The sequence below is a fragment of the Mesorhizobium sp. LNHC209A00 genome, from assembly GCF_000502915.1.
GTDB lineage: Bacteria > Pseudomonadota > Alphaproteobacteria > Rhizobiales > Rhizobiaceae > Mesorhizobium.
Genome location: NZ_AYWT01000010.1, coordinates 79,803 through 100,035 on the forward strand (window position 1 = coordinate 79,803; position 20,233 = coordinate 100,035).

The following is a 20,233-nucleotide window of genomic DNA, read 5'->3' on the forward strand; positions in this document are numbered from 1 at the left end:
GGCTCCACTAGTCCAGGTTTACCGAAATCGAAACCCGGCGATTGCTGGAGCTCCCGGCTTGACTGTTTTCAGGCACCAGCGGCTCAAAAGTGCCCGCGCCCCGAACCAGCAGCAGTTCCGGCGCGACACCGCGTTTGTTGAGAAGCGCACGAACTGTCTCGGAGCGGGCTGCACTGATCGACGCGTTGGCCGTTTCACGGCCCGTGGCGTCCGAATGCCCGGTCAACATGAACCGCGCCGTGACGCCTGACTTGCGGGCATTTTCGGCGAATTCCTTGATCTGATCCGCCAGCCTGTCGAGAACCGGCAGTTGCTCTGGCCCGGGCACAACTTTGCCGGAAGAGAAGAAGATGTCGGTCGTCTGGATGGCCTCTCTCAAATAGTTGAGTTCTTCAAGGTTCATTTCGCGCAGCTGCGAGACATCCAGAACCACTCCGTCCGCCGAAAGCTGTTCGGCGGCGGCCTGCGCCCGGTTGATCCAGGCCGCAGGAGCCTCCCCCACGACTAGGATGCGACCTTGGATGATCGAAAGCTGAACCGATTTCGGCGGGGAGAGCGACGCCGTGAGCCGCTTCACCACGAACTTTGGATCGAGGCTCTGAAAGAATTGCCACTGTGAATGAACGCGCGCAGGATCAACCTGCGTTCCAGACAGCAGAGCTTGCGGGTCGGCGGCAAGCGGGTCTCTCAGGCCGGAAATGTAGAATTGGCCGCCCCTGATCGTTTGTTGGGCGACGATGATTCCCGATTGGGCCTCAAGTCGCGCCACATAATACTGCCAGTGCTCCGCCTCGCGTGCTTCGGGTGTTACATCACGAACCTTGGAGATGTCGAATTCCGGTCCGCCTACCGAAAGCTGTCGGGCCGCGGCGCGCGCGCGATCTATCCAGGTGTCGGGAGCCTCACCCTCGGCAACGATGCGATTATCGACGATCGAAAGCCGAACCGATTTCAGCGGATACAGCGTCGCCGTCAGCCGCTTCAACACGAACTCCGGTTCAAGGCTTTGATATAATTGCCACTGCGAACGAACACGGGCAGGGTCAACCTGCGTTCCAGACAGCAGGGCTTGCGGGTCGGCGGCAAGCGGGTCTCTCAGGCCGGAAATGTAGAATTGGCCGCCCCTAGTCGTTTGTTGAGCGACGATGATACCCGGCTGGCTCTCCAGTCGCGACACGTAAGCTTGCCAGTGCTCCGCCGCGCGTGCTTCGGGGCTTACATCACGAATCTTGGAGATGTCGAATTCCGGTCCGCCCGCCGAAAGCTGTCGGGCCGCGGCGCGCGCCCGATCTATCCAGGTGTCGGGAGCCTCGCCCTCGGCAACGATGCGATTATCGACGATGGCAAGTCGCACTGACCCCGGCGGAGCCAGCGACGCCGTCAGTCGCTTCAGCACGAACTCCGGTTCGAGGCTCTCATAGAATTGCCACTGTGAATGGACCCGGGCAGGATCAACCTGCGTTCCAGACAGCAGAGCTTGCGGGGCGGCGGCAAGCGGGTCTCGCAGCCCAGCAATATAGAATTGGCCATCGCGTATCTTTTGTTCGGACACGATGATGCCCGGCTCGCTCTCCAGTCGCGACACGTAAGCTTGCCAGTGCTCTGCCGCGCGTGCTTCGGGGCTTACATCGCGGACGCTTGCGATATCGAATTCCGGTCCGCCTGCCGAAAGCTCTCGAGCCGCGGCGCGCGCCCGGTCGATCCAGGTGTCGGGAGCCTCACCCTCGGCAACGATGCGACTATCGACGATGGCAAGTCGTACTGACTCCGGCGGAGCCAGCGTCGCCGTCAGTCGCTTCAGCACGAACTCCGGTTCAAGGCTTTGATAGAATTGCCACTGGGAGTGGACCCGGGCAGGATCAACCTGCGTCCCCGACAACAGGGCTTGCGGGTCGGCGGCAAGCGGGTCTCGCAGGCCGGCAATATAGTATTGGCCATCGCGTATCTTTTGTTCGGCAACGATGATGCCCGGCTGGCTCTCCAGTCGCGACACATAAGCCTGCCAGCGCTGCCCGGATTGCCATGAAATAAAGAACCAACCGCCTGCCAGAACCATCAGCAGCAGGCCCAGGGCCACCACCAGCCACGGAAATCTCTGGTTTGATTCCTCCTGCTTTAGCTCGACGCAGGTCTGCAACTGCGCCTCTATGCCGGCCAACTGCGAACCGTCGCCGTCAAACTCCATTAAAGCCTGCGAGTATTCCTCATGAACACGAAGCAATACATCGCGAACTATTTCATGCAATCCTTCTGGGGGGTTTCCTCGGATCACCGAGACTAGGGTCGCAAACGGTCCTACCTCTGACCAGAGTCGAAGGTCGCCAAAACGAATAGTGTCAAGGCCGCTTTGTTCTTTCTCGTTGAATGAGTCCTTCACAAAGTCTTGAATTGCACTCAGCATAGAAGAAATAAGTTGAGGATCTTCGCTCGTCGCATTGTCGGCAGCTACATGCGCTATCAAAAGTCCAGAAGTTCTGTTAATCAGAAAGACGTGCTCAACACGATAGACAAGCGAATGCTTAAGCACAACTTCCGAGAAGCTGGCTCCGGTTCTCCAAGATTCAAGTCTCCACTTGAGCCCATGCCAGGTAAATATATGCCTTAAGGTTTCATTCAGCGACTGAAAGGTCTGATCGATCTTTTCCCCGATCGACTTGCGAATTGCCGGCAGAAACACAGGGTATAATATATCCGTCAGCGTGCGCGGGCTCTTCTGAATCGACCGTTGCACAGCCCTTTCGACAGCCGGCGCAAGCGCCTCGCCGAGCTGCGCATGAGGCGCTCGTGCGGCCGCACTGGGAAGCACGTCGCCCACTGCTGCCGCAAGCTGCTCGGGCTCGTCAAGCAGATGCGTAACTCGTGAAAGCTCTGAAATTTCGCGGCTGACCAGCAACTGGCGCAGAGTTTCCATGCGAGGATCGGCGGTTGGAACTCCGTCGAGACGCGCACGGTAGTCCGGATCAACGTTCCGGGCGATTTCGATCAAAAGACGGGCCAGAGCCTCGCGATCAATCTCTGTATCGTTCGAGGCTGTTCTTTGTGGAAGGCTGATTGGGTCGACGGTGGACGTCAAATCCGATCAACTCACTTTCCAGCTACGGTCCGAGTTGTTCTTGCTGCCGACTGGATCCTGATTCAGACATTTTGCAACCTCGACGAACAGGCCAGCCAAAAGATTTCGGTCGGTCTTGACGTTGCCGAGATCGGAAAACATTTTTTCCATCAGCATCTGAATGCCTTCATTCTTTTGCTTGATTTCCTCACGCAGCAAATGATCGTTTCGATTTATCCGGTCGGCAATTTCGCGCTCAAGCTCGTTCAATTGATCAGACAATGCGCGCACCTGCTTTTCAAGCGCCTGATTTTGTTCGCGAAGATTTCGGTCAATCTCCTTGTCGGCGTCGGCTCGCGCGTCTTTTTCGTTCCGCAACTGCGCCGCAAGCGAGTCGATCTGCTTTTTCGCATTTGACTCGTACATTTCAAGATTGCGCTTGGCCTCGGATTCGACATCCTTGAAGCGCTGCAAGACCCGTTCTTCAAGCTTGGAAAAGCGGCGGTCATAGTCTTGCATCTGGTTGCCGAACAGCAGATCCCGAATCTTGTCGACACCTACAGCGTCGCCGGGGGTCCCGCTCTCGCGCGCCTGACCCGCCATGAATGCGAGCCCGTTTGCGTCCGCATTACTTGTCAGATTTCCGTCCGCTTTATTTGCCGGAGAAGCGGTACTCGAAGATTCCTTGGCCATCCCTATACCCTTCATTTAAACAGCGTGCTAATTTAGCGACTAGTAAAGATGTCAGCAAAATACCCGGCTCGCAAGCCGGAATTCGCCTAAGCCGGTCACGCGTAAATTTGACATGCGGCTCGAGCTCGACAATCTGCCCCGTGAACAGACCCTTTTGCGCCATCATGCGCGTAGATTGGCGGCGCCATGATCAGCAACCGCGGCGCGCTCGCACGGCCGCGGTTCCGATTAGTTCGATCAGGATCAGCTTGCCCTCGCGTCTTCGCCCGCGATCATCTTTTTTGGTGAGGCCGCAGATCTAAGGTGTCGGGCATGTGCGCTTTGCCATTCAAGCCTGTCTCGAAGTCTTTTTTCTTGCCCTAATCGGCCCCGATCTTGACAGGGCAGTGCAGCCATCCGATGCCGTTATCCGGTTTTGACATTCGGTGACTCTCCGAAGAAGACGAAAGCTCGATGATCCAGAATAATGCTACCGCAAGGCGGTGTGGTATCGATGTTCAATGTCGAGCAAAACATTCGGCACAATGCATGCCGGCATCCGCCGGCAGACCTACCGGATATTGGATATAGTTATGGTCGACGATGGGCTCGAATGGATCGGGGTTGATCGCGACGGCTTGCGCCGACAAAGATCAACGCATTTGTTCTACCTGAACGAACCAGGCGCGGGTGAGACACGTGGCGCATAATCCATTGGTTTCGATCGTAGTTCCTGCGCACAACGCGGAGGTAACGCTGACGCGCGCACTCGATTGCCTTGTCGATCAGGAAACCGCGGATTGGGAGGCGATCATCGTCGACGACGCCTCCACGGACCGCACCCCCGCGATCATCGCGGCTTATGTGGAACAAGATGCCCGATTTCGGACCTTGAATTCTTGCGCGAATAGCCCCGCCGGCGCACGTAACAACGGGATTTCGGCGGCGCGCGGCCACTGGCTGATGTTCCTGGATGCCGATGACTGGCTGGATGCCAGCTTCCTTACAAAAATGCTGGCTGCACTGAAAGCCGCTCCCGATGCAGTGGCTTGCTATTGCGGCGCGCGGCGCGTGATGCCCGATGGCGCGCTGACCCCGGCGAGCATTGCCCCCGAGATCGCAACCCAGCCCTTCGAAACATTCGCCCGCCGGTGTGCCATCGCCACTCACGCGCTGCTGGTCGATCGCGCGACAGTCGTCGAGTTGGGCAGTTTTGATGCGTCGCTTTGCACCTGCGAGGGCTGGGATCTGTGGCAGCGCGTCGCACGTCTCGGCAAAAACTGGGTGATGGTCGACGAGCCGCTCGCCTTTTATCGGACCAGCCCCAACGCGCTTACCCGCAATTCGAAGCAGATGCTGGCAGACGCGGAAATCGTTATCGCCCGCGGCTTTTCCACCGACCCCAGGGTCAAGCACCCAGCGCCGGCGCATGCCAATGGGGCGATCTCGGCGGACGACCGCACCGCTTCCGAAGCACTGGCGTGGTTCGCTTTGTGGAACGCTGCGTCGGATTGCGGCAGCGGCGGCAGCTGGATCAACCCGCAATCCCTGCTCGCGCTCCCGGCAGGGCGTAAGTGGGCGCGCGAGATCGCCAAGGTGGCCTTCGATGGCCTGATGGTAGGAAGCCTATCGGTGCCAGCGCATTTGGCTGCCCGGTGGGACAGGTTTGGCGGCGCCCTCACCGAGTTGATCGTCGAACTCGGCAAGATCTGGGGCGATCCGGTCGCGGGTCGTCGCGTCCAGTATCATCTCGAGCAAATGCTGCTCGATGCCGACGATCTTGCCGCTCCTCGCAGGCTGGCGCGGACACTCGGAATTCGTGTCGACGCTCAAAATCCGACCTGGACCGAGCTTCCGGAAGGAGTCGATCAAATCTATGCACACCTGATAATGGACGACCAGATCGAGGCTGTCGTGCAGTTCGGCGTACTCGGGAAAGTAACAAGGCGCCATTGGATTGAACTGATCCCGAATTTCAAACCACAAAGGGACGGTGCTGATACGTCAAACACGCTTGCAGCCGAGGCACTGTCGCCCACAGCGGAACGCCAGCCTGATCCGGACAGCCACTTCGGCAGACTCGCGCAATTGGTCTCGGAAGCGCGGGAAATGGTTCGGTCGAGCGCCCAAGCCACGCAGCCGCTTCCAGCGCCGCGCCGTGCACCGGCCTCGGATGGCCACGACAAGGATCGTACGTCGTTCTGGAACCGCTATTTCGCGACAGAGGATCCCTGGAACTACAGCTCGCCCTACGAGCAGGAAAAATATGAGCGGCAGCTCGAAATTCTGCCCGCCGGTCCCATAGGACGGGCGCTTGAACTGGCCTGTGCGGAAGGCCATTTCACGCGACAACTGGCGCCCCGAGTGGGCCATTTGACCGCCACCGACATTTCCGCCGTAGCCATCGAACGGGCGCGCGCGCGCTGCTCGGACCAGCCGAATGTCGAGTTCGGCGTACTGGATTTTTTTGCGGACACGCTGCCCAGCGAGATGGATCTGATCGTCTGTTCGGAAGTGCTCTACTACCTAGATGATCTCGCCGGCTTGCGGCGCATCGCCAAAAAATTCGTTGAGGCACTGGCGCCTGGCGGCAGTTTCATCAACGCACACGCATTCGTGCTACGCGACAATATTGAAAGGACGGGCTTCGACTGGAACACATTCGGCGCACAAACGATCTCGCAAACCTTCGCAGAGACCGAAGGTCTCGTCCTTGCGCAATCGATCCAGACCGAACTCTATCGCATAGACCGCTTCCGCCGCCTGTCGCCGGACCACGTGGCGACGGAGCCGGTGATTGATCACGTGCCGGTCCGCGCACCCATCGGCATCGGGGTCGCGCGAAACATTGTCTGGGGCGGGGCACGGGTCTTGCGCCGCGCCGTCGCTCGTAGCGAGCGGCGGCAACGTATCCCTGTCCTCATGTATCACAGCGTCGCCGATGAAGGTCCGGCCGCGCTCGCCCGTTTCCGGCTCACGCCCGCCGCTTTCGCGAGCCAGATGGCATCGTTGCGCGCAAATGGCTTTCACGCGGTCATGTCCGAGCAACTGGAATGGTCCATCGCGAACCGTGAGCCTTTCGCCGGCCGCCCGGTGCTCATCACCTTCGATGACGGCTTCCAGAACTTTGCCGACCATGCCTGGCCGATCTTGCGTGCGCACGACTTGACCGCCGAAGTGTTCCTGGTGACGGACTTGGTGGGTGAAAGTGCAAAATGGGACGCCGTCAGCGGTCCGCCGACGCGGCTTATGGACGCCGGAACGGTGCGACGTCTCGCCGCCGAAGGTGCGTTCTTCGGAAGCCATCTGGCGACGCACCGCGCCATCGATGGTCTGTCGAGCTCTGATTTGGCCGCCGAGCTCCTGCGCTCTCGTATGTTCGTCGAACGGTGGACCGGCCGGCCAACCACGGCCTTCGCGGCACCCTTCTCTGTCACCGACCGACGGCTCGGCAGGCTGGCCAAGGAGTGCGGCTACCGGATCGGCTTCGGCGGCAGACACGGACCGGCGGACCTTAATAGCGACCCCATCGACCTTCCGCGCATCGAGATTCGCGGGGATCGCTCGCTCGACCACTTTGTTGCTACCATCGAGGCCCTGCTGGTTTGAACGATAAACAATGTCAGCATCTCCCAAGCGCTCTATTCCGCGCCAGGCGTGAGCGACCCCTTGCCGGGCCACGCATTGTCGCTTTCGATGCGCCTCTTCGAGGTGTAGAGGTCGATGCGGCTGTCTATCGCGTTATGCGGGGATAGACGCACACGGTGATGCTTTTGGCTGCCCTGATGTGTATAGCCTGTGTGAGGGTCCCAGATTTCCATCACATAGTCTCGGCCGGCGGTGCGCAACGCGGCATACGCGCGTTCTGCTCTACTGGAAGCCCCGTAACGCCCAGCGTCTTTGAATTGCGGATCACATGACTGATTTGCGTGACCACACCCTACGCAATTGTCTAGCTTGAACGGTGGACTCTTGTACCACAACATCGGCTCCTTCAACCTAGGAGCAATGGCGGGCATGGATGTCGTTGCTTGCCGATTTGACCGGAAGGTTAACAGCACGATGCGTCTCATCATTGGACGATTGGGAACCAGGAACCTGGCGCGCCCGACACAACCTCTCCGACACCTTGGCGCGATGTTCGTCCTGGTTGCCAGGCAGCTCATCTTTGGAATCGCCCTCTTGTTGGCTGGTCCAGCGCAGGCGCAGGCGCCGGCGACCGTCCCGCCTGAAAGGGTCAAACAGCTACTCGAACTGCTCGACGATGCGTCAGTGAAGGCCTGGATGGCTCAACAGCGAAATCAGGACGCCGGGTCAACGAGAGCGCCTGCCGGGGCAGGAGCTTCTCCGGCCGACGCATCGTCCGGCGCCGCCGCCGCATCAGGCCAGATGAATACGATGGCATCCTCGACGCTCGATATGATCAGGGATCATATCGGAAGAATCGTGCGAACTTTGCCCCTGCTGCCGGGTCAGTTCGCGCGCGTTCGGGTAGAGACCATGGAGGATATGTCCAGCAAGGGATCTGCCGGGGTACTCTTGCTGATTGCGATGTTCATCGCTGCCGGCCTGGCGCTTACTTGGGCAACGTACAAGTTGAGCCGCCCATTTCGTCTCTGGATTATCGCGCAACCGAAGGATACGCCCGTTGGGCGGGCCAAGAAGATTGGTGGCCGCACGCTTTACTCCAGCATGCTGATCGTCTCGTTCGCACTGGGCAGCGCCGGCGCGTTCATGCTGTTCGACTGGCCAATGCTTATCCGCGAGATTGTACTGACATTTTTGATGGCGGCAGTCGTTACATGGGGGGTGCGCATGTACGTCATGGCCATGCTCGTCCCTTCCTTCATGAACGTCGAGAACGCCGTCGAGGTTCGTGCTTTGCCGATCACCAATGAAGCGGCTGACCATTGGTCTTATTGGGTACCCCGGATCGTTGGCGTCTTCGCCTTCTTCGGCGCCGCGTTCATCCTCTTGCCAGGTCTCGGCATCGATCAGGACGGCATGATGGTCCTGTCGCTGGGCGCTGATTTCGTGCTGCTGTTGCTCTTGCTGGTGGCCATTTGGCGTCGGCCAAGAACGCGGCGAGACGGTGCGCGCGACAGCGGTCACACGGAAGCGACATGGCTATTGACGGCTTATTTCCTCGTCCTGTTCCTGCAGCGCATCGCGGGCCTTTATGTATACTTCTGGTTTACCTTCGCCGCACTCTTCCTGCCTTTGGCAATCGTGACGACGCAGCGCGGGGTTAACTTCGTCCTGCGACCAGGTTCGGTAGATCTTGGCCGGCCTACGATCCCGGCGGTGGCGATCGCTGTCATCGATCGCGGAATCCGAATGATTTTCATCCTGGCTGCGGCTTACTTTCTCGCGCGTGTCTGGGGTCTGGACATGCAATCCATGCGCGGCAGCGATACGACGACGACCTTCATATTGCGCGGCCTGATCAATGTCGTCGTCATTGCCCTCGCAGCCGATTTCGGCTGGTCGATCATCAAAGCCTTGATCGAACGAAAGCTGGGCATCGAAACGCCACACCCTGTGATCAGCGACGAAGAGGTCCCGATGCTAGATCCGCAGCAGGCGCGGCTGCACACGCTGTTGCCGATCCTCCAGAACATCCTGCTCGCATCGATCATCGTTATGGCAGCGCTTATGATGCTAGCCTCGCTGGGTATCCAAATCGGCCCACTGATCGCTGGCGCTGGCGTTGTCGGCGTCGCGGTGGGCTTTGGCGCACAAACCATCGTCAAAGACATCATTTCGGGCGTGTTTTTTCTGCTCGACGACGCGTTTCGTGTCGGCGAATATATTTCCTCGGGCAATTACAAGGGTACCGTGGAAAGCTTTTCCCTGCGCTCGGTGAAGCTGCGCCACCATCGGGGTCCGCTGTTCACCATACCTTTCGGTGAACTCGGGGCCGTCCAGAACCAGAGCCGTGACTGGGTTATCGACAAATTCAACATCACCGTCGGCTATGACACCGATATCGAATTCGCTCGCAAGCTGATCAAGCGGATCGGCCTCGAATTGGCGGAAGATCCCGAGTTCAAGCACTGGGTGCTCGACCCGATCAAGATGCAGGGCGTACAGGAGTTTGGCGAATACGGCATCGTATTGAGGGTCAAGGCCACAACCAGGCCGGGAGGCGCCTTTGGTATGAAACGCAAATTCTACGTACGCCTCCGCCAAGTCTTCAAGGAGCAGGGCATCGAACTCCCATTCCCGACCGTCCAGGTCCAGGGGCTACAGACTCCACATGGGGCAGGGAATGCGCCGTTGGACATCACACCCGCGTTGAAAATGGCCGTCGCGCAATCGCACACCATTCGTCGCAGAAAAAAAGCCAGCACGACGGAATAAGGAAAGAGCGGCGTCACCGGACCAACGTCGGGGATCGCCACTAAGCGACAGGGTTCGTGCGCGCCTCGTGCAACCGGCAATCCTGTCTCCACAGTGCCGCCGGCGCCGACGCCTGGCGTCCACGAGTTCGGTGGAAGGAGCGCCGTGACCTGGCCGAGACATCGCGGCGAGGTTTGCAGGTGGTTGCTTATATCGCATCCCATGAATGGATTGAGACGCGCCAAAACTTGTGATCACCGGATCGTCTTGGCAGTGCGGAGGGAGCTACGTTACTACCTCATAGCGCGGCACGGAAATCCGATAAGGGTCGATCCGGAAGAATGGGCAAATCGATGGGGCGACGCCAGCGCTCTGCGCAAAACGGCTATTGAGGCTGGATTCTCCAAGCCCCTTTTGCTAGCGAAACAGGATGAGCAACCGATTGCCGCCCGCATGGGCAAAGCACCTGCGGACCCCACCCTCGCCGAAGGCGGCATCACCGAAGGCTGCGTTATCCAACGCGCAGTCCAAGGCAGGCCCCCACCGCAGCCACGCCGACGACTTGCTTTTACGGCAGGCGCTCGAGTTGCAGCAGGCCGGATGTCTGTCCGAGGCTGAGGAACTGTGCCATAGGGTCCTGGCTCGCACGCCCAACCATCCGCTGGCCCTGTATATCCTGGGAACGCTCGGGCTCGATTTCGATAACGAAAAGTCACTGCGGTACTTTGCTCGGGCGGTGGCAGAGGATCCGCAGAATCCCTACTACCATCTTAGCCTCGGCGAGACCTATTTGAAGGTCAGCGAATTTACGCCGGCGATCAAGCACTTTCAGTACGCCCTGGACTTGAAGCCGGATCTGGTGGAAGCGCTTTGCGCCTTGGGCGATGCCTACAATGCGTTTGACAAGGGGGAGATGGCGCTGCCGCTCTTCGAAAAGGCGCTCAGGATCGACCGAGATCATCCCGTAGCCCGGATGGGGTTGCCCCGCGCGCTCGCAAGCCTCGGCCGTATGGACGAAGCCGCGGTTCATCTGAAAGAGGCAATAGAACGGCGCATCGCGGTACCGGCTGCCCACAACGCGCTTGTACGCACGCGCAAATTCGCTGAAGAGCCGCCAGAACTCGGGGCAATCCTGACGGAGCTTCAAGACCCGGGCCATGGGCCGGAGGGAGCGGCAGCGCTCCATCACGCCGCAGGAAAGGTTCTCAACGACCTCCGTCGCTATAAGGAGGCGATGGATCACTTTAAGAAGGGGAATGAAGCCGGGGGCCATACATTCGATCTGCGATCTTACCGCCGCTGGGTCGACGGCATGATCGCAACCTTCACGCCGGAACTGGTGGCTTCAAGAGCCGCGTACGGCAATCCCTCGGAGGCGCCTGTATTCGTCGTGGGCATGCCTCGTTCGGGCACGACATTAACAGAGCAGATCTGTGCCAGTCACCCCAATGTTCATGGCGCCGGCGAGCTCAGCAAACTTAGGCGAACAGCCAATGGACTCGGTGTCGCAGACCGCTCCAGCGTGAACTTCGGCCAATCCATCGCGACGATTACTCCCGATCTGACCAGGACTTTGGCCGAAGAGCACCTTGCTTATCTGCGCGAGCGGGCTCCCGACTCGCTGCGAATTGTCGACAAGATGCCTCACAATTTCGAGCTGATTGGCCTGGTTGGCCTTCTTTTCCCCAAAGCGCGTATCATTCATTGTCGTCGCGACGCTATCGATAATTGCATCTCCTGTTTCGTCCTGCAGTTCAATAAAGCCCACAGCTACAGTGCCGATCTTGAGACGCTGGGGCATTACTACAGGGAGTATGATCGCTTGATGCGGCATTGGGACAAGGTTTTCCCGGGTCGTATTTTCGAAAATCGCTACGAGACGTTGATCGAAAATCAGGAGGAGCAGTCGCGCCGGCTCATGGATTATCTCGGATTGCCGTGGGACGATGCCTGCCTGCGCTTTTTTGACAAAGGCGGCTCCGTAAACACCTACAGCAATTGGCAGGTCCGCCAGCCGATCTATACGTCGTCCGTCAAGCGTTGGAAGAATTACGAAAGCGAGATTCAGCCGTTGATCGAAGCCTTGGGCGATCTTGCTGAGATTTGACCGGTAGTGCCTGATGCTGCGCGCATTTTGGTTGCACCCAATCCCGCCGGCGACGCTTTCCGCCGATAGACCAGTCTGACAGGCTTTCCTCAGGCTGAACGCCGCGTTCCTTCCCCTTTCCCGCCGGCGTATCCTGGCCACAAAGCCTCCCGCCGTTTCGCGCGTCACTTGCCAACAGTTTGGCTTCCTCCTTTCCTTTCGCTGCGAGGGTTGTTCTTCCACGTCTGCAAGCGTGGTAGCAGGCGGGCGGCCATGCCATCGGCTGTCCAATGTTCCATACAGACGACATGAAAAAACCCGGCGGTTGCCCGCCGGGTTTTCGATTTTAATAAGGCAGCGCCTGTTAGAACGAGCGCTGGAAGCGAAGCATGCCGCCGATTGCGTCGTCATCGCCAGGAGTAATACCCGTCCAGTTCGACACGGAGTCGTCGCCGAGATGCGAGTAGTCGACTTCGGCCGTGATCGTGAAGCCGGGAACGATGTCATAGGCAACGTTCGCGGCGATGCCGATGTTCTTGCCTTCGTCATACGACGCCTGGAGGTTGAACGAGGTCTTTTCGTTGAACTTGTAGGTGCCGCCGCCCCAGACTGCCCAATTGCCGCTCCACGGCTTGTAGAAGCCGCGACCGCCAGCCGGGAACGCCCAGGTGCCGTCCGTCAGGTTGTCGTCGGAGCCGTAGCCGCCCATGATGAAGAGCGAAATCTGGTCGGTGGCGTTCACGTCCAAGCGAACCTTGCCGGAGACTTCTTCATAGTTGCTGTCGTAAGCGATGACGCCAGTGACCGCGCCCCAGCCCTGCGTCCACTTCACACCACCGACGACATGCGGAACGTAGCTGTCGATCGTGTCCGAGCCCGAGCCTTCTTCGAGAGAGACGACGGCCGAGAAGCCGTTGCCGGCGTCGAAGTAGTACTGCACCACGTTGGTGTCGAAACCGCCATAGGGAACCAACGTATCCTGGATGACGTTGCCGGCGTAGCCGATGAACGTATCGAAGGCCGATTCGTCCTTACCGACGCGGAGACCACCGAGCTGGATCCAGGCGAAGTTCAGCGAGACGGTGTCGCCGTTGGCAGCAGTATTGAGCGTTCCGAGCCTGCCCGAGTCACGGTTGTTGTTCTGGAAGTTGAAGCGGGTCTCGGTATAGGTCTTCAAGGTGCCGAGTTCGGTTTCCTGGCCGGTCCAGGTCTTCAGCGAGAAACGGGCATGCTTGTAGAAGGTGTCGTTGCTGCCGCCGTCCTCGTGATCGGCGCTTGTCGCACCGTCGAACGAACCGACGTCGCCGACGCCGATGTCGTAACGGATATAGCCGCCGATGCGCAGGCAGGTTTCGGTGCCGGGGATGTAGAAGTAGCCAGCGCCGTAGACGTCGCAAATCTTGACGTATTCAGCGGGCTCCGGCTCGGCGACGACGACGGCGTCGGCGGCGCGCGCACCGGAAACTGCGATCAGGGCCGCAGCGGAGCCGAGAAGAAGGCTCTTGATGTTCATTTTCTGACCTCCAGTCAAAAGTTAAAAAACGGGTCTGGGTATTCTTTGCTGAAGGACAGCGTTCCCTGCCCCATCCCCACTACCGAAAAAGATGCGCACCGCGCCGCTCCTTCAAATTCGACATTACCCATGAGCCGGCGGCGTTCAACAACGATCGTACCGGCGAAAGGACAGTTCGGCTGCTATCCCCGACCTGTGTTGCAGAAACGTCACGATTTGGCCTCACTTGGAAAGCTCTCGTTAACCATTGCGCCAGCCGCGACCGCCGGTCTCCGGCCTAATCCGGCGATCGGCCGACGGAATCATGGCAAGGACTGGCTCATCTGCCAAGGAATTGCCGCGGATCCGCCGACAGGCAGTTGGGCAGCCTTGCCATCGCGTCCTCCTCCTGACGAACACCGTGGTAGGTCAAGCCGTCGGTGCCGCGCCGTGCCGCTCGCGCGCGGTCTTGCGGATAATTTCCGCGATTTCCGGGCTGCTGCTGCATAGCATCTGGAAATCCGCCGCGTGCAGCGACAGGAGCGAGACCGCCGTCACTGCGCTGACGGTCGCCGTACGCGGTTCGCCGCTCATCAGCGCCATCTCGCCGAAGAAGGCGCCAGGGCCAAGCTCCACGGGGTTCGACATCACGACGCTCACCCGCCCCTCCACAACAAAGAACATCCGGTCCCCGGTCTCGCCCCTGCGGCAGATCACGGCGCCGGCCGGCAAACTGCGAGGCCTCAACGCGCGCACGATCTCGACCAGCGCGGCCGGCCCGAGCTTCTGAAACAACGGCACGGCGGCGACCAATTGCCAATTGCGGACGAAGTCCTCGCGACGGATTTCTTGATAGAAGCCGGAGGCAAGAATGCCGGCCCAGAGCGCGAAGACGCCGATGCCGCACATCATGACCGCCCCAGCAAGGACGCGACCGGCGAAACTTTGCGGAATGGCGTCGCCATAACCGGTGGTGGACAGCGTGACCACCGCCCACCACATTGCCTGGGGGATGCTGCCGAACTTTTCAGGTTGGATGTCGCGCTCGATGACATACGCCGCGAGCGCGACACCGAACAGAACGACGCCGAAAAGCGTGGTGACGCCGATCAGGTTGCGCGCTTCGTTGGCCAGCACCCTGCCCAGTACCGGGAAGAAAGTCGAGTCGCGCAGCGGTTTGAGCAGCCAGACGGCACAGTAGAGGCTCCGGTCGGGCGTGCCTTCGAGCAGAAATGCAGCGAGTGGAACCAAAACCGCGAGCATATCAATGGCGATTGCCGGCGTCCTGTCGCGAAGGTCTCCCGCCCAGCGCTTGAGCAGCGTCTCGGCCATCTGCAGGAGATAAGCGCCCCAAATGACCGCAAGCACGGCAGTCAGTGCCAGCCTGCTTCTACCGGACATGTCCGGCATGGTGAGCGCGGCCACAGCCAGCAGCCCAGGCGCAGCCAGCACCGCGTTCAGCGGAGCGTAAATTCTCAAGAAAGGCAGTACCGACATTCCATGCCCACGAGCGGATGCTATTCCTCCAGGATAGGATGCCTTCAAGGCAAGCGCAAAGGTGCTTACCTTTCGCTGCGCCATAGAGAGCCCCGGCCTCGTACATGACGGCGGCAATGGTGAGGCTGCCGGCGACACCTAAGAAGAAACGCTCAATCCGCCTGGTTTCACGAGCGTGCGGTTCTCCTCGGCCCGTTCCCCACCACCAAAACGTGTGCGGCACGCCAGGCTGCAGGAAGATCGAGCGGCCCGGCCGGCTGGTTATTATACCGTCGAGCCAAAACTCATGCTGGCCTTCCGGCACTTGCAGGGTCGCCTCGTACTCATTCTGATAAACGTGGACAGGGTGCCATCGGCTGCTTCCACGCGGCCCTCCAACATTTCCAACTGGTCGGCTGTATCGGCGCTGGTGAGCGCGATCCGGAATTTGGCACCCACCCAGGAGACTCTCGCCTAAGGGCGCAAACTGACGATTGCCATGTCCATGGCTGGTGCCTTTGGTTCGGCTTGGCATAAGTTCTTGCAGACCAAAGTACGGTGCGGGCCGGCGACTGGATTGGCCTCTGCCACAGCCCGGCGGTCAGGTCCGCAATTGCCGGCTGGGCCATATTACTCGAGAGGCGCTGTTCGTAGGCGGCGGCAATGGCATGGTTCCGACGTTGCGTGCGCCCAAGTCGCAGGAGCCGGTGATGTCACCGCTGGCGCAACTCGAGGACGCCCTGTCGAGGTCTTGCGGCTTGGATCCCAGCCGCTCTGAACCGACTTGACGTGTCCAAAGCGATGCGATCCATAGATCCGATTCTCTTGCAGTCGTCCCGCCCAGTCCAGAATGAGCCGGCCTACCTTGACTTTGTGGTCCAATGACTGAGTACCCGCGCCTTAAATACAGCATACAAGCCGTTCGCAACGCAGGCGACCGGCTGGCAAAACCTATGCAGTTCGGACAAGACACCACTGCCGGCCAGTACGTGGACACGCTGCGAATCTTCTCGATCACCAATAGCTGGCGCGACTCGCACTTTCTGCCGATGCGGAGCGTTCGGTTCTCTGTCGGTCACCACATCAAAGCCCTGCGATTGAAGGGCGATATGGCATCGCGTCCGAAGCGTATGGCATCCATCTGTCGGAAGCTTCGAGAGTCCACCACCAATTTGGACACCATGAACGACATCGGCGGCTGCCGAGCGATCATGCCCGACATCCAAAGTGTTCGCTTGCTTCTCGCATCGATGCGAGACAAGTTCCCCCATGAAATCCGCTCTCGGGAATTCAACTATATCGATGAGCCGAAGCCGGACGGCTATCGAAGTCACCACATTGTTTTCAAGTACCGACCCAGAGATGCCGACACTGAGGCTTTCGAAGGACGACGCATCGAATTGCAAGTTCGGACCACACTTCAACACTCATGGGCAACTGCAGTTGAGGCCGTCGGGCTTTTCCGGCGCCAGGATTTAAAGCACGGAAACGGCGAGCAGGATTGGCTACGCCTTTTCCAACTCATGTCGGCGGAATTCGCACAGGTTGAGCAGTGTCCCATTCATGTCGGTGTTCCGGAACACGATGACCGAGTGCGGGAATTGCGGGATATCAACAGTCGTATAGGTGCGACAAGTGTACTGGAAGACATACCGAATCTTACTCTCCACTCAAAGAACGTCGCACAGTCAGCGCGGAATTTTCGGCACCTTTTGGTGGAATATAGCGCGGATCGGAACGTTGCCATCCAGCCATTCCGAACTCTTATGTTGGGTGCGCGGAAGTTGGAAGACATAGAGAAAAAAATCGCGCTACGGGGGGTTGATTCGACGGCTGTCTTGGTTGAGGTGGACAAGGTCGAAAGGCTTGTCGAGATATACCCAAATTACTTCGGCGATGTTTCATTGTTCGCTCGTATTCTGAAATCCATCTGCTCGGGAAAGGCGGCCGTCGAATACAAAGCATCCCGCACCGGATGGTAGCTCCAAAAAAGGCGCCCAGCGCCAGCGAGACGCCGAACAGTTTTGCCGCGCCGAAGGCGACGCCGAGCGCTATTGCCAGCACCGAGAGGCGGAACAGTTCGCGCGACCCGGTATGGGCGACATAGTGCAGGANGACGCCGAGCGCTATTGCCAGCACCGAGAGGCGGAACAGTTCGCGCGACCCGGTATGGGCGACATAGTGCAGGAAAGTCCTTGGAAACGCCCGACAATGGTTTGGCTAGGCGTCGTTTCCGTTTGAAGTAGCCGGACCATTGGCCTTCCTCGACAGAATTCGCCGTATAACCCATTTGAAATCCTTACCGCTTTCATCAGCCTCTCGCTCACGGAAGGCCTCCTCAACCGCTTGGATTGTTCTTTCTGACTAAGCTCTCCGGCCTTTCGCGCTTTGGCTTTGGGGCAGAATTTGGCGCGCGAGGTGAACCAACCGGCTTTTTCCGGGTCACACCAAGGGGCCGGTGAAGCTCCTAGAGTTGACTCGGCGATTGTGTCCTCGGGAGCATTCACCGGATCGCAGGCCCCGTGTTCCGGGATGCCGACGGCGAGGTGCTGCTTGCACTCGGGGCGGCCCCCTCTCATCGAGAACCCAGCACACCCGGCACTGGCCGTGAGTTACCCGCTAGGGGAACTGGTTGGCCTGTTCAGGCGGCCGATATGCTGTCTGGAATACGGAACGATGGTCTTCAGTTCTTTCCAGCTTATGCACCTCATCGCGGTAGGTCCTGTTATTGAGCATCGCGATGCCCAATGGAATACAATCCAATTGACGCTGACAAAGTATCATTTCATCGGAAGCTTGGCGAGCGTTGGTCGGAACCGAGACGCACGGCAGCATGCGCCCGCTTCACGTCTGTCGAAGAGTGCTGAGGTTGGTTTCGTACTTGGCCATGGCGTCGCGCATTTCGGGGAGGTATTTATAGATGTTGGGCAATGTCCGATTGCGACTGCTTGGACACTGATTCATGAACTTTCCTACGATGAGCTGCGGACTTTGAGCGCGGCCATGTGAGTGCCTAGCGACCGCCACAAGTCATGAAGAGTGTACGGTCGAACTCGCTCGAGTTCTTCGTCAAAACAAAAGTTTGGCCTTCCATCCATTGAACGTCGTCGTTGGCTTTCCCCTCACGTGGTCGCGTGATGCAAGAAAAGGATTGTGCATTGCCGACGATCGGGATGCTTTCCAAGACAGGGTTGAACGCCTTGCACATGAGATCAAAGCGTGGAAGTCCGTTACCATCTCGACCGATGGTTGACGGCGCTGGTATGGCAAAGGAACCGAAAACGCTTGCTAACCCGCAAGTAACGGAGCGACGCCGCTCCAGAACCGAGCCAATCAACAGAAAAATTTTTGTTGGTATTTTTGTAGGTTAGCCCTGCTGTCGCCTGGGCGCCAACCATTTGGAAACAAAGGCAGATCTCCATCACTTGGATTCCACCTCTGGCACCATTATTTCAAAAATCCAAGCGCTTATGGACCACCTGATCGCTATCAATCGCATGCGCCTGTTGCAGGGCCTTCGGTGTCGTCGCTTCGGCTTTCTTGTCACCATTGGGATTTGGTGCCGGTGCCTCTCGCACGTCTCGCGGTGGCGGATCGACATGCTCAGGCTCTGACGGTGCTTCCTTGTCCGGCCGGCGGACGGGTGGCTGCGGGCCGGACTTCGGTGGTGGTTCTTGGATCTTGGCTGGCATATCCAGTTAACCGCAACCACAGGCTCCTGTTCCCTTGTATCTTAAAGAACCGGGAGGCTGAAGCCTTCTGTCAGCTTGGTGCGGGTGCCCGCCCTGTCACAAAGATCGATGGAAGGGAACGACTTTGCCTTCGCCGGGCTTGTGGAGGATTCAATTTGCTTGGTGATCCCACAACCCTAGGGCAAACTCCCTGCCGGGGCTGCAGGAGGTGAAATGAGAGCACGCGCAGCAACGCTTGGGGATCTCGAGGATGTCTTCCATGGCCTGTCGAAGCGGATGTCGGACGAGTACGCGGCGGCCGGCAAGAACAGCAAGATCGCCTACGACAATCTGATGATGAATTTGAAGGAAGGCCGCGCGCATGCGCTTGTCGAGGGCGAGAAGGCGGTGGCGATCATCGCCTGGCATGAAAACAGCGACGCCGCCGATACGCTGTTCGCCGCGCAAGAGGATTTCTTCCGCGGCCCGACCGTCCGTTTTTGCAAGCGGCATATCAGGCATATCCAGGCGCTTGCCGGCAACCTTCCCATCCACTCGCGCAGTTGGCTCCAGGGGCCCGATGTCGCCAGGTGGTTCGGCGTTATCGGCTATGTCGAGCGCGGCCAGGAAACCGGCGCAAAGCTGTTCGAACTGCCGCCTGCGCGCTGAACAGAAATTCTACCGCACCGGCGAACGCCGCCTGCACCGCCCGCTTGACGGTCACCGGCAGGATCGGACATGTGGTTTTCGCCTGCATGGCGTTCGAAGCTTGCCCGCGGGCCCGGAAGCGCGTCGAGGCGGTCCGCCATCGCCCTGGCGAATTCGTGGGTGCGGATGAGCTTTTTCTAGTCAAGGTTTTAAGATGAGACCGACGGCGACAAACCCAAGAAGGCAGGTGACGCGATCTGGCAACAGCTCCCAAAATCCGTCAGCAAACCATCCCGAAAAGGGGCTGAAGGCGGTGTCGGGCGCATCCGCCACGGCGTGATCGGGTTGCGCTCGGCAGGCGTTGATGGTTTGTTGCCGGTCAGCGGAGATCAAGTGATGCGAGAATCCATGGGTCAAGACGAATACGGGTCGGCGAACCCGTTCGATCCAGACGACCTGCCGAATTTGAACGCGATCGGACCAGGGATCGGCAATAACGACTTCGAGAAATACGCGGTCGCCGTGATCATCGTGTTCGGCGCCCTGATCATCGGCGGGCTAATGGCCGCGTCGATGACTTTCGGCCACCGCAACGGCTTCCTGTTCGCGCTGGGCGGCGCCACGTCGGCCTGGATATCGGGAAACGCGCTGCTGCTCGACCGACCACGCATCTATGCGCTGTTCGTTGGCATCGCTGCCTTGATGCTGATCGCCTCGACCATCACGCTGGTGACCTGACGGCTCCGAGCCATGAGGCAGAGGCCGGTTCCGAAAGGCGGAATCCGGCCTCATCC

The 20,233-nt window shown here is 59.2% G+C and carries 13 protein-coding genes; 7 read left to right on the forward strand and 6 right to left on the reverse strand.

The genetic code is table 11. The features are described from left to right. Positions 1–7: 7 nt before the first annotated feature. Positions 8–3,073, reverse strand: a complete 3,066-nt coding sequence (locus X739_RS144380; protein ID WP_023770960.1) for an OmpA family protein — start codon at positions 3,071–3,073, stop codon at positions 8–10. Positions 3,074–3,079: 6 nt separating this feature from the next. After that, positions 3,080–3,745, reverse strand: coding sequence for a hypothetical protein (locus X739_RS144375; RefSeq protein ID WP_031240461.1), 666 nt, complete (start codon positions 3,743–3,745; stop codon positions 3,080–3,082). A gap of 678 nt (positions 3,746–4,423) precedes the next feature. Here X739_RS144375 and X739_RS144365 point away from each other — a divergent pair. The 3 genes from X739_RS144365 (at position 4,424) to X739_RS144355 (ending at position 12,173) form a co-directional block, all read left to right on the forward strand. Then, positions 4,424–7,333, forward strand: a complete 2,910-nt coding sequence (locus tag X739_RS144365) for a glycosyltransferase (RefSeq protein WP_031252192.1) — start codon at positions 4,424–4,426, stop codon at positions 7,331–7,333. 363 nt (positions 7,334–7,696) lie between these two features. Then, entirely contained in the window at positions 7,697–10,087 is a 2,391-nt protein-coding gene (locus X739_RS144360; protein WP_245273916.1) for a mechanosensitive ion channel family protein, read from the forward strand. Between the two features lie 409 nt (positions 10,088–10,496). Further along, on the forward strand, positions 10,497–12,173 hold the full coding sequence (locus X739_RS144355) for a sulfotransferase (RefSeq protein ID WP_023770966.1): 1,677 nt from the start codon (positions 10,497–10,499) through the stop codon (positions 12,171–12,173). 343 nt (positions 12,174–12,516) lie between these two features. Here X739_RS144355 and X739_RS144350 read toward each other — a convergent pair whose 3' ends face one another. Together X739_RS144350 and X739_RS144345 are read right to left on the reverse strand one after the other, a co-directional pair. Continuing rightward, on the reverse strand, positions 12,517–13,665 hold the full coding sequence (locus tag X739_RS144350) for a porin (protein ID WP_023770967.1): 1,149 nt from the start codon (positions 13,663–13,665) through the stop codon (positions 12,517–12,519). Positions 13,666–14,073: 408 nt separating this feature from the next. After that, positions 14,074–15,141 (reverse strand): cyclic nucleotide-gated potassium channel, encoded by a 1,068-nt coding sequence (locus X739_RS144345; RefSeq protein WP_023770968.1) that lies wholly within the window; start codon positions 15,139–15,141, stop codon positions 14,074–14,076. 860 nt (positions 15,142–16,001) lie between these two features. Between X739_RS144345 and X739_RS07950 the strand changes: the two genes are divergently transcribed. Further along, complete coding sequence (locus tag X739_RS07950; protein ID WP_156939913.1) at positions 16,002–17,102, forward strand: RelA/SpoT domain-containing protein; 1,101 nt, start codon at positions 16,002–16,004, stop codon at positions 17,100–17,102. 694 nt (positions 17,103–17,796) lie between these two features. Then, entirely contained in the window at positions 17,797–18,129 is a 333-nt protein-coding gene (locus tag X739_RS0134950) for a hypothetical protein (protein WP_023795362.1), read from the forward strand. A gap of 443 nt (positions 18,130–18,572) precedes the next feature. Here the strand turns inward: X739_RS0134950 and X739_RS1000000169445 are convergent, their stop codons facing one another. Then, positions 18,573–18,812, reverse strand: a complete 240-nt coding sequence (locus tag X739_RS1000000169445; protein WP_156939354.1) for a hypothetical protein — start codon at positions 18,810–18,812, stop codon at positions 18,573–18,575. Positions 18,813–19,025: 213 nt separating this feature from the next. On the opposite strand from X739_RS1000000169445, the gene X739_RS144340 reads away from it, so the two are divergent. Next, positions 19,026–19,460, forward strand: a complete 435-nt coding sequence (locus X739_RS144340; protein WP_023770973.1) for a hypothetical protein — start codon at positions 19,026–19,028, stop codon at positions 19,458–19,460. Between the two features lie 180 nt (positions 19,461–19,640). On the opposite strand, the gene X739_RS1000000168360 is transcribed toward X739_RS144340, so the two are convergent. Next, entirely contained in the window at positions 19,641–19,832 is a 192-nt protein-coding gene (locus X739_RS1000000168360; RefSeq protein WP_084056415.1) for a hypothetical protein, read from the reverse strand. Positions 19,833–19,835: 3 nt separating this feature from the next. Here X739_RS1000000168360 and X739_RS07940 point away from each other — a divergent pair, with 3 nt between their 5' ends. After that, a complete protein-coding gene (locus tag X739_RS07940) occupies positions 19,836–20,177 on the forward strand; it encodes a hypothetical protein (protein ID WP_015319229.1) in 342 nt (113 codons plus the stop codon). The last annotated feature ends 56 nt before the right edge of the window (positions 20,178–20,233 follow it).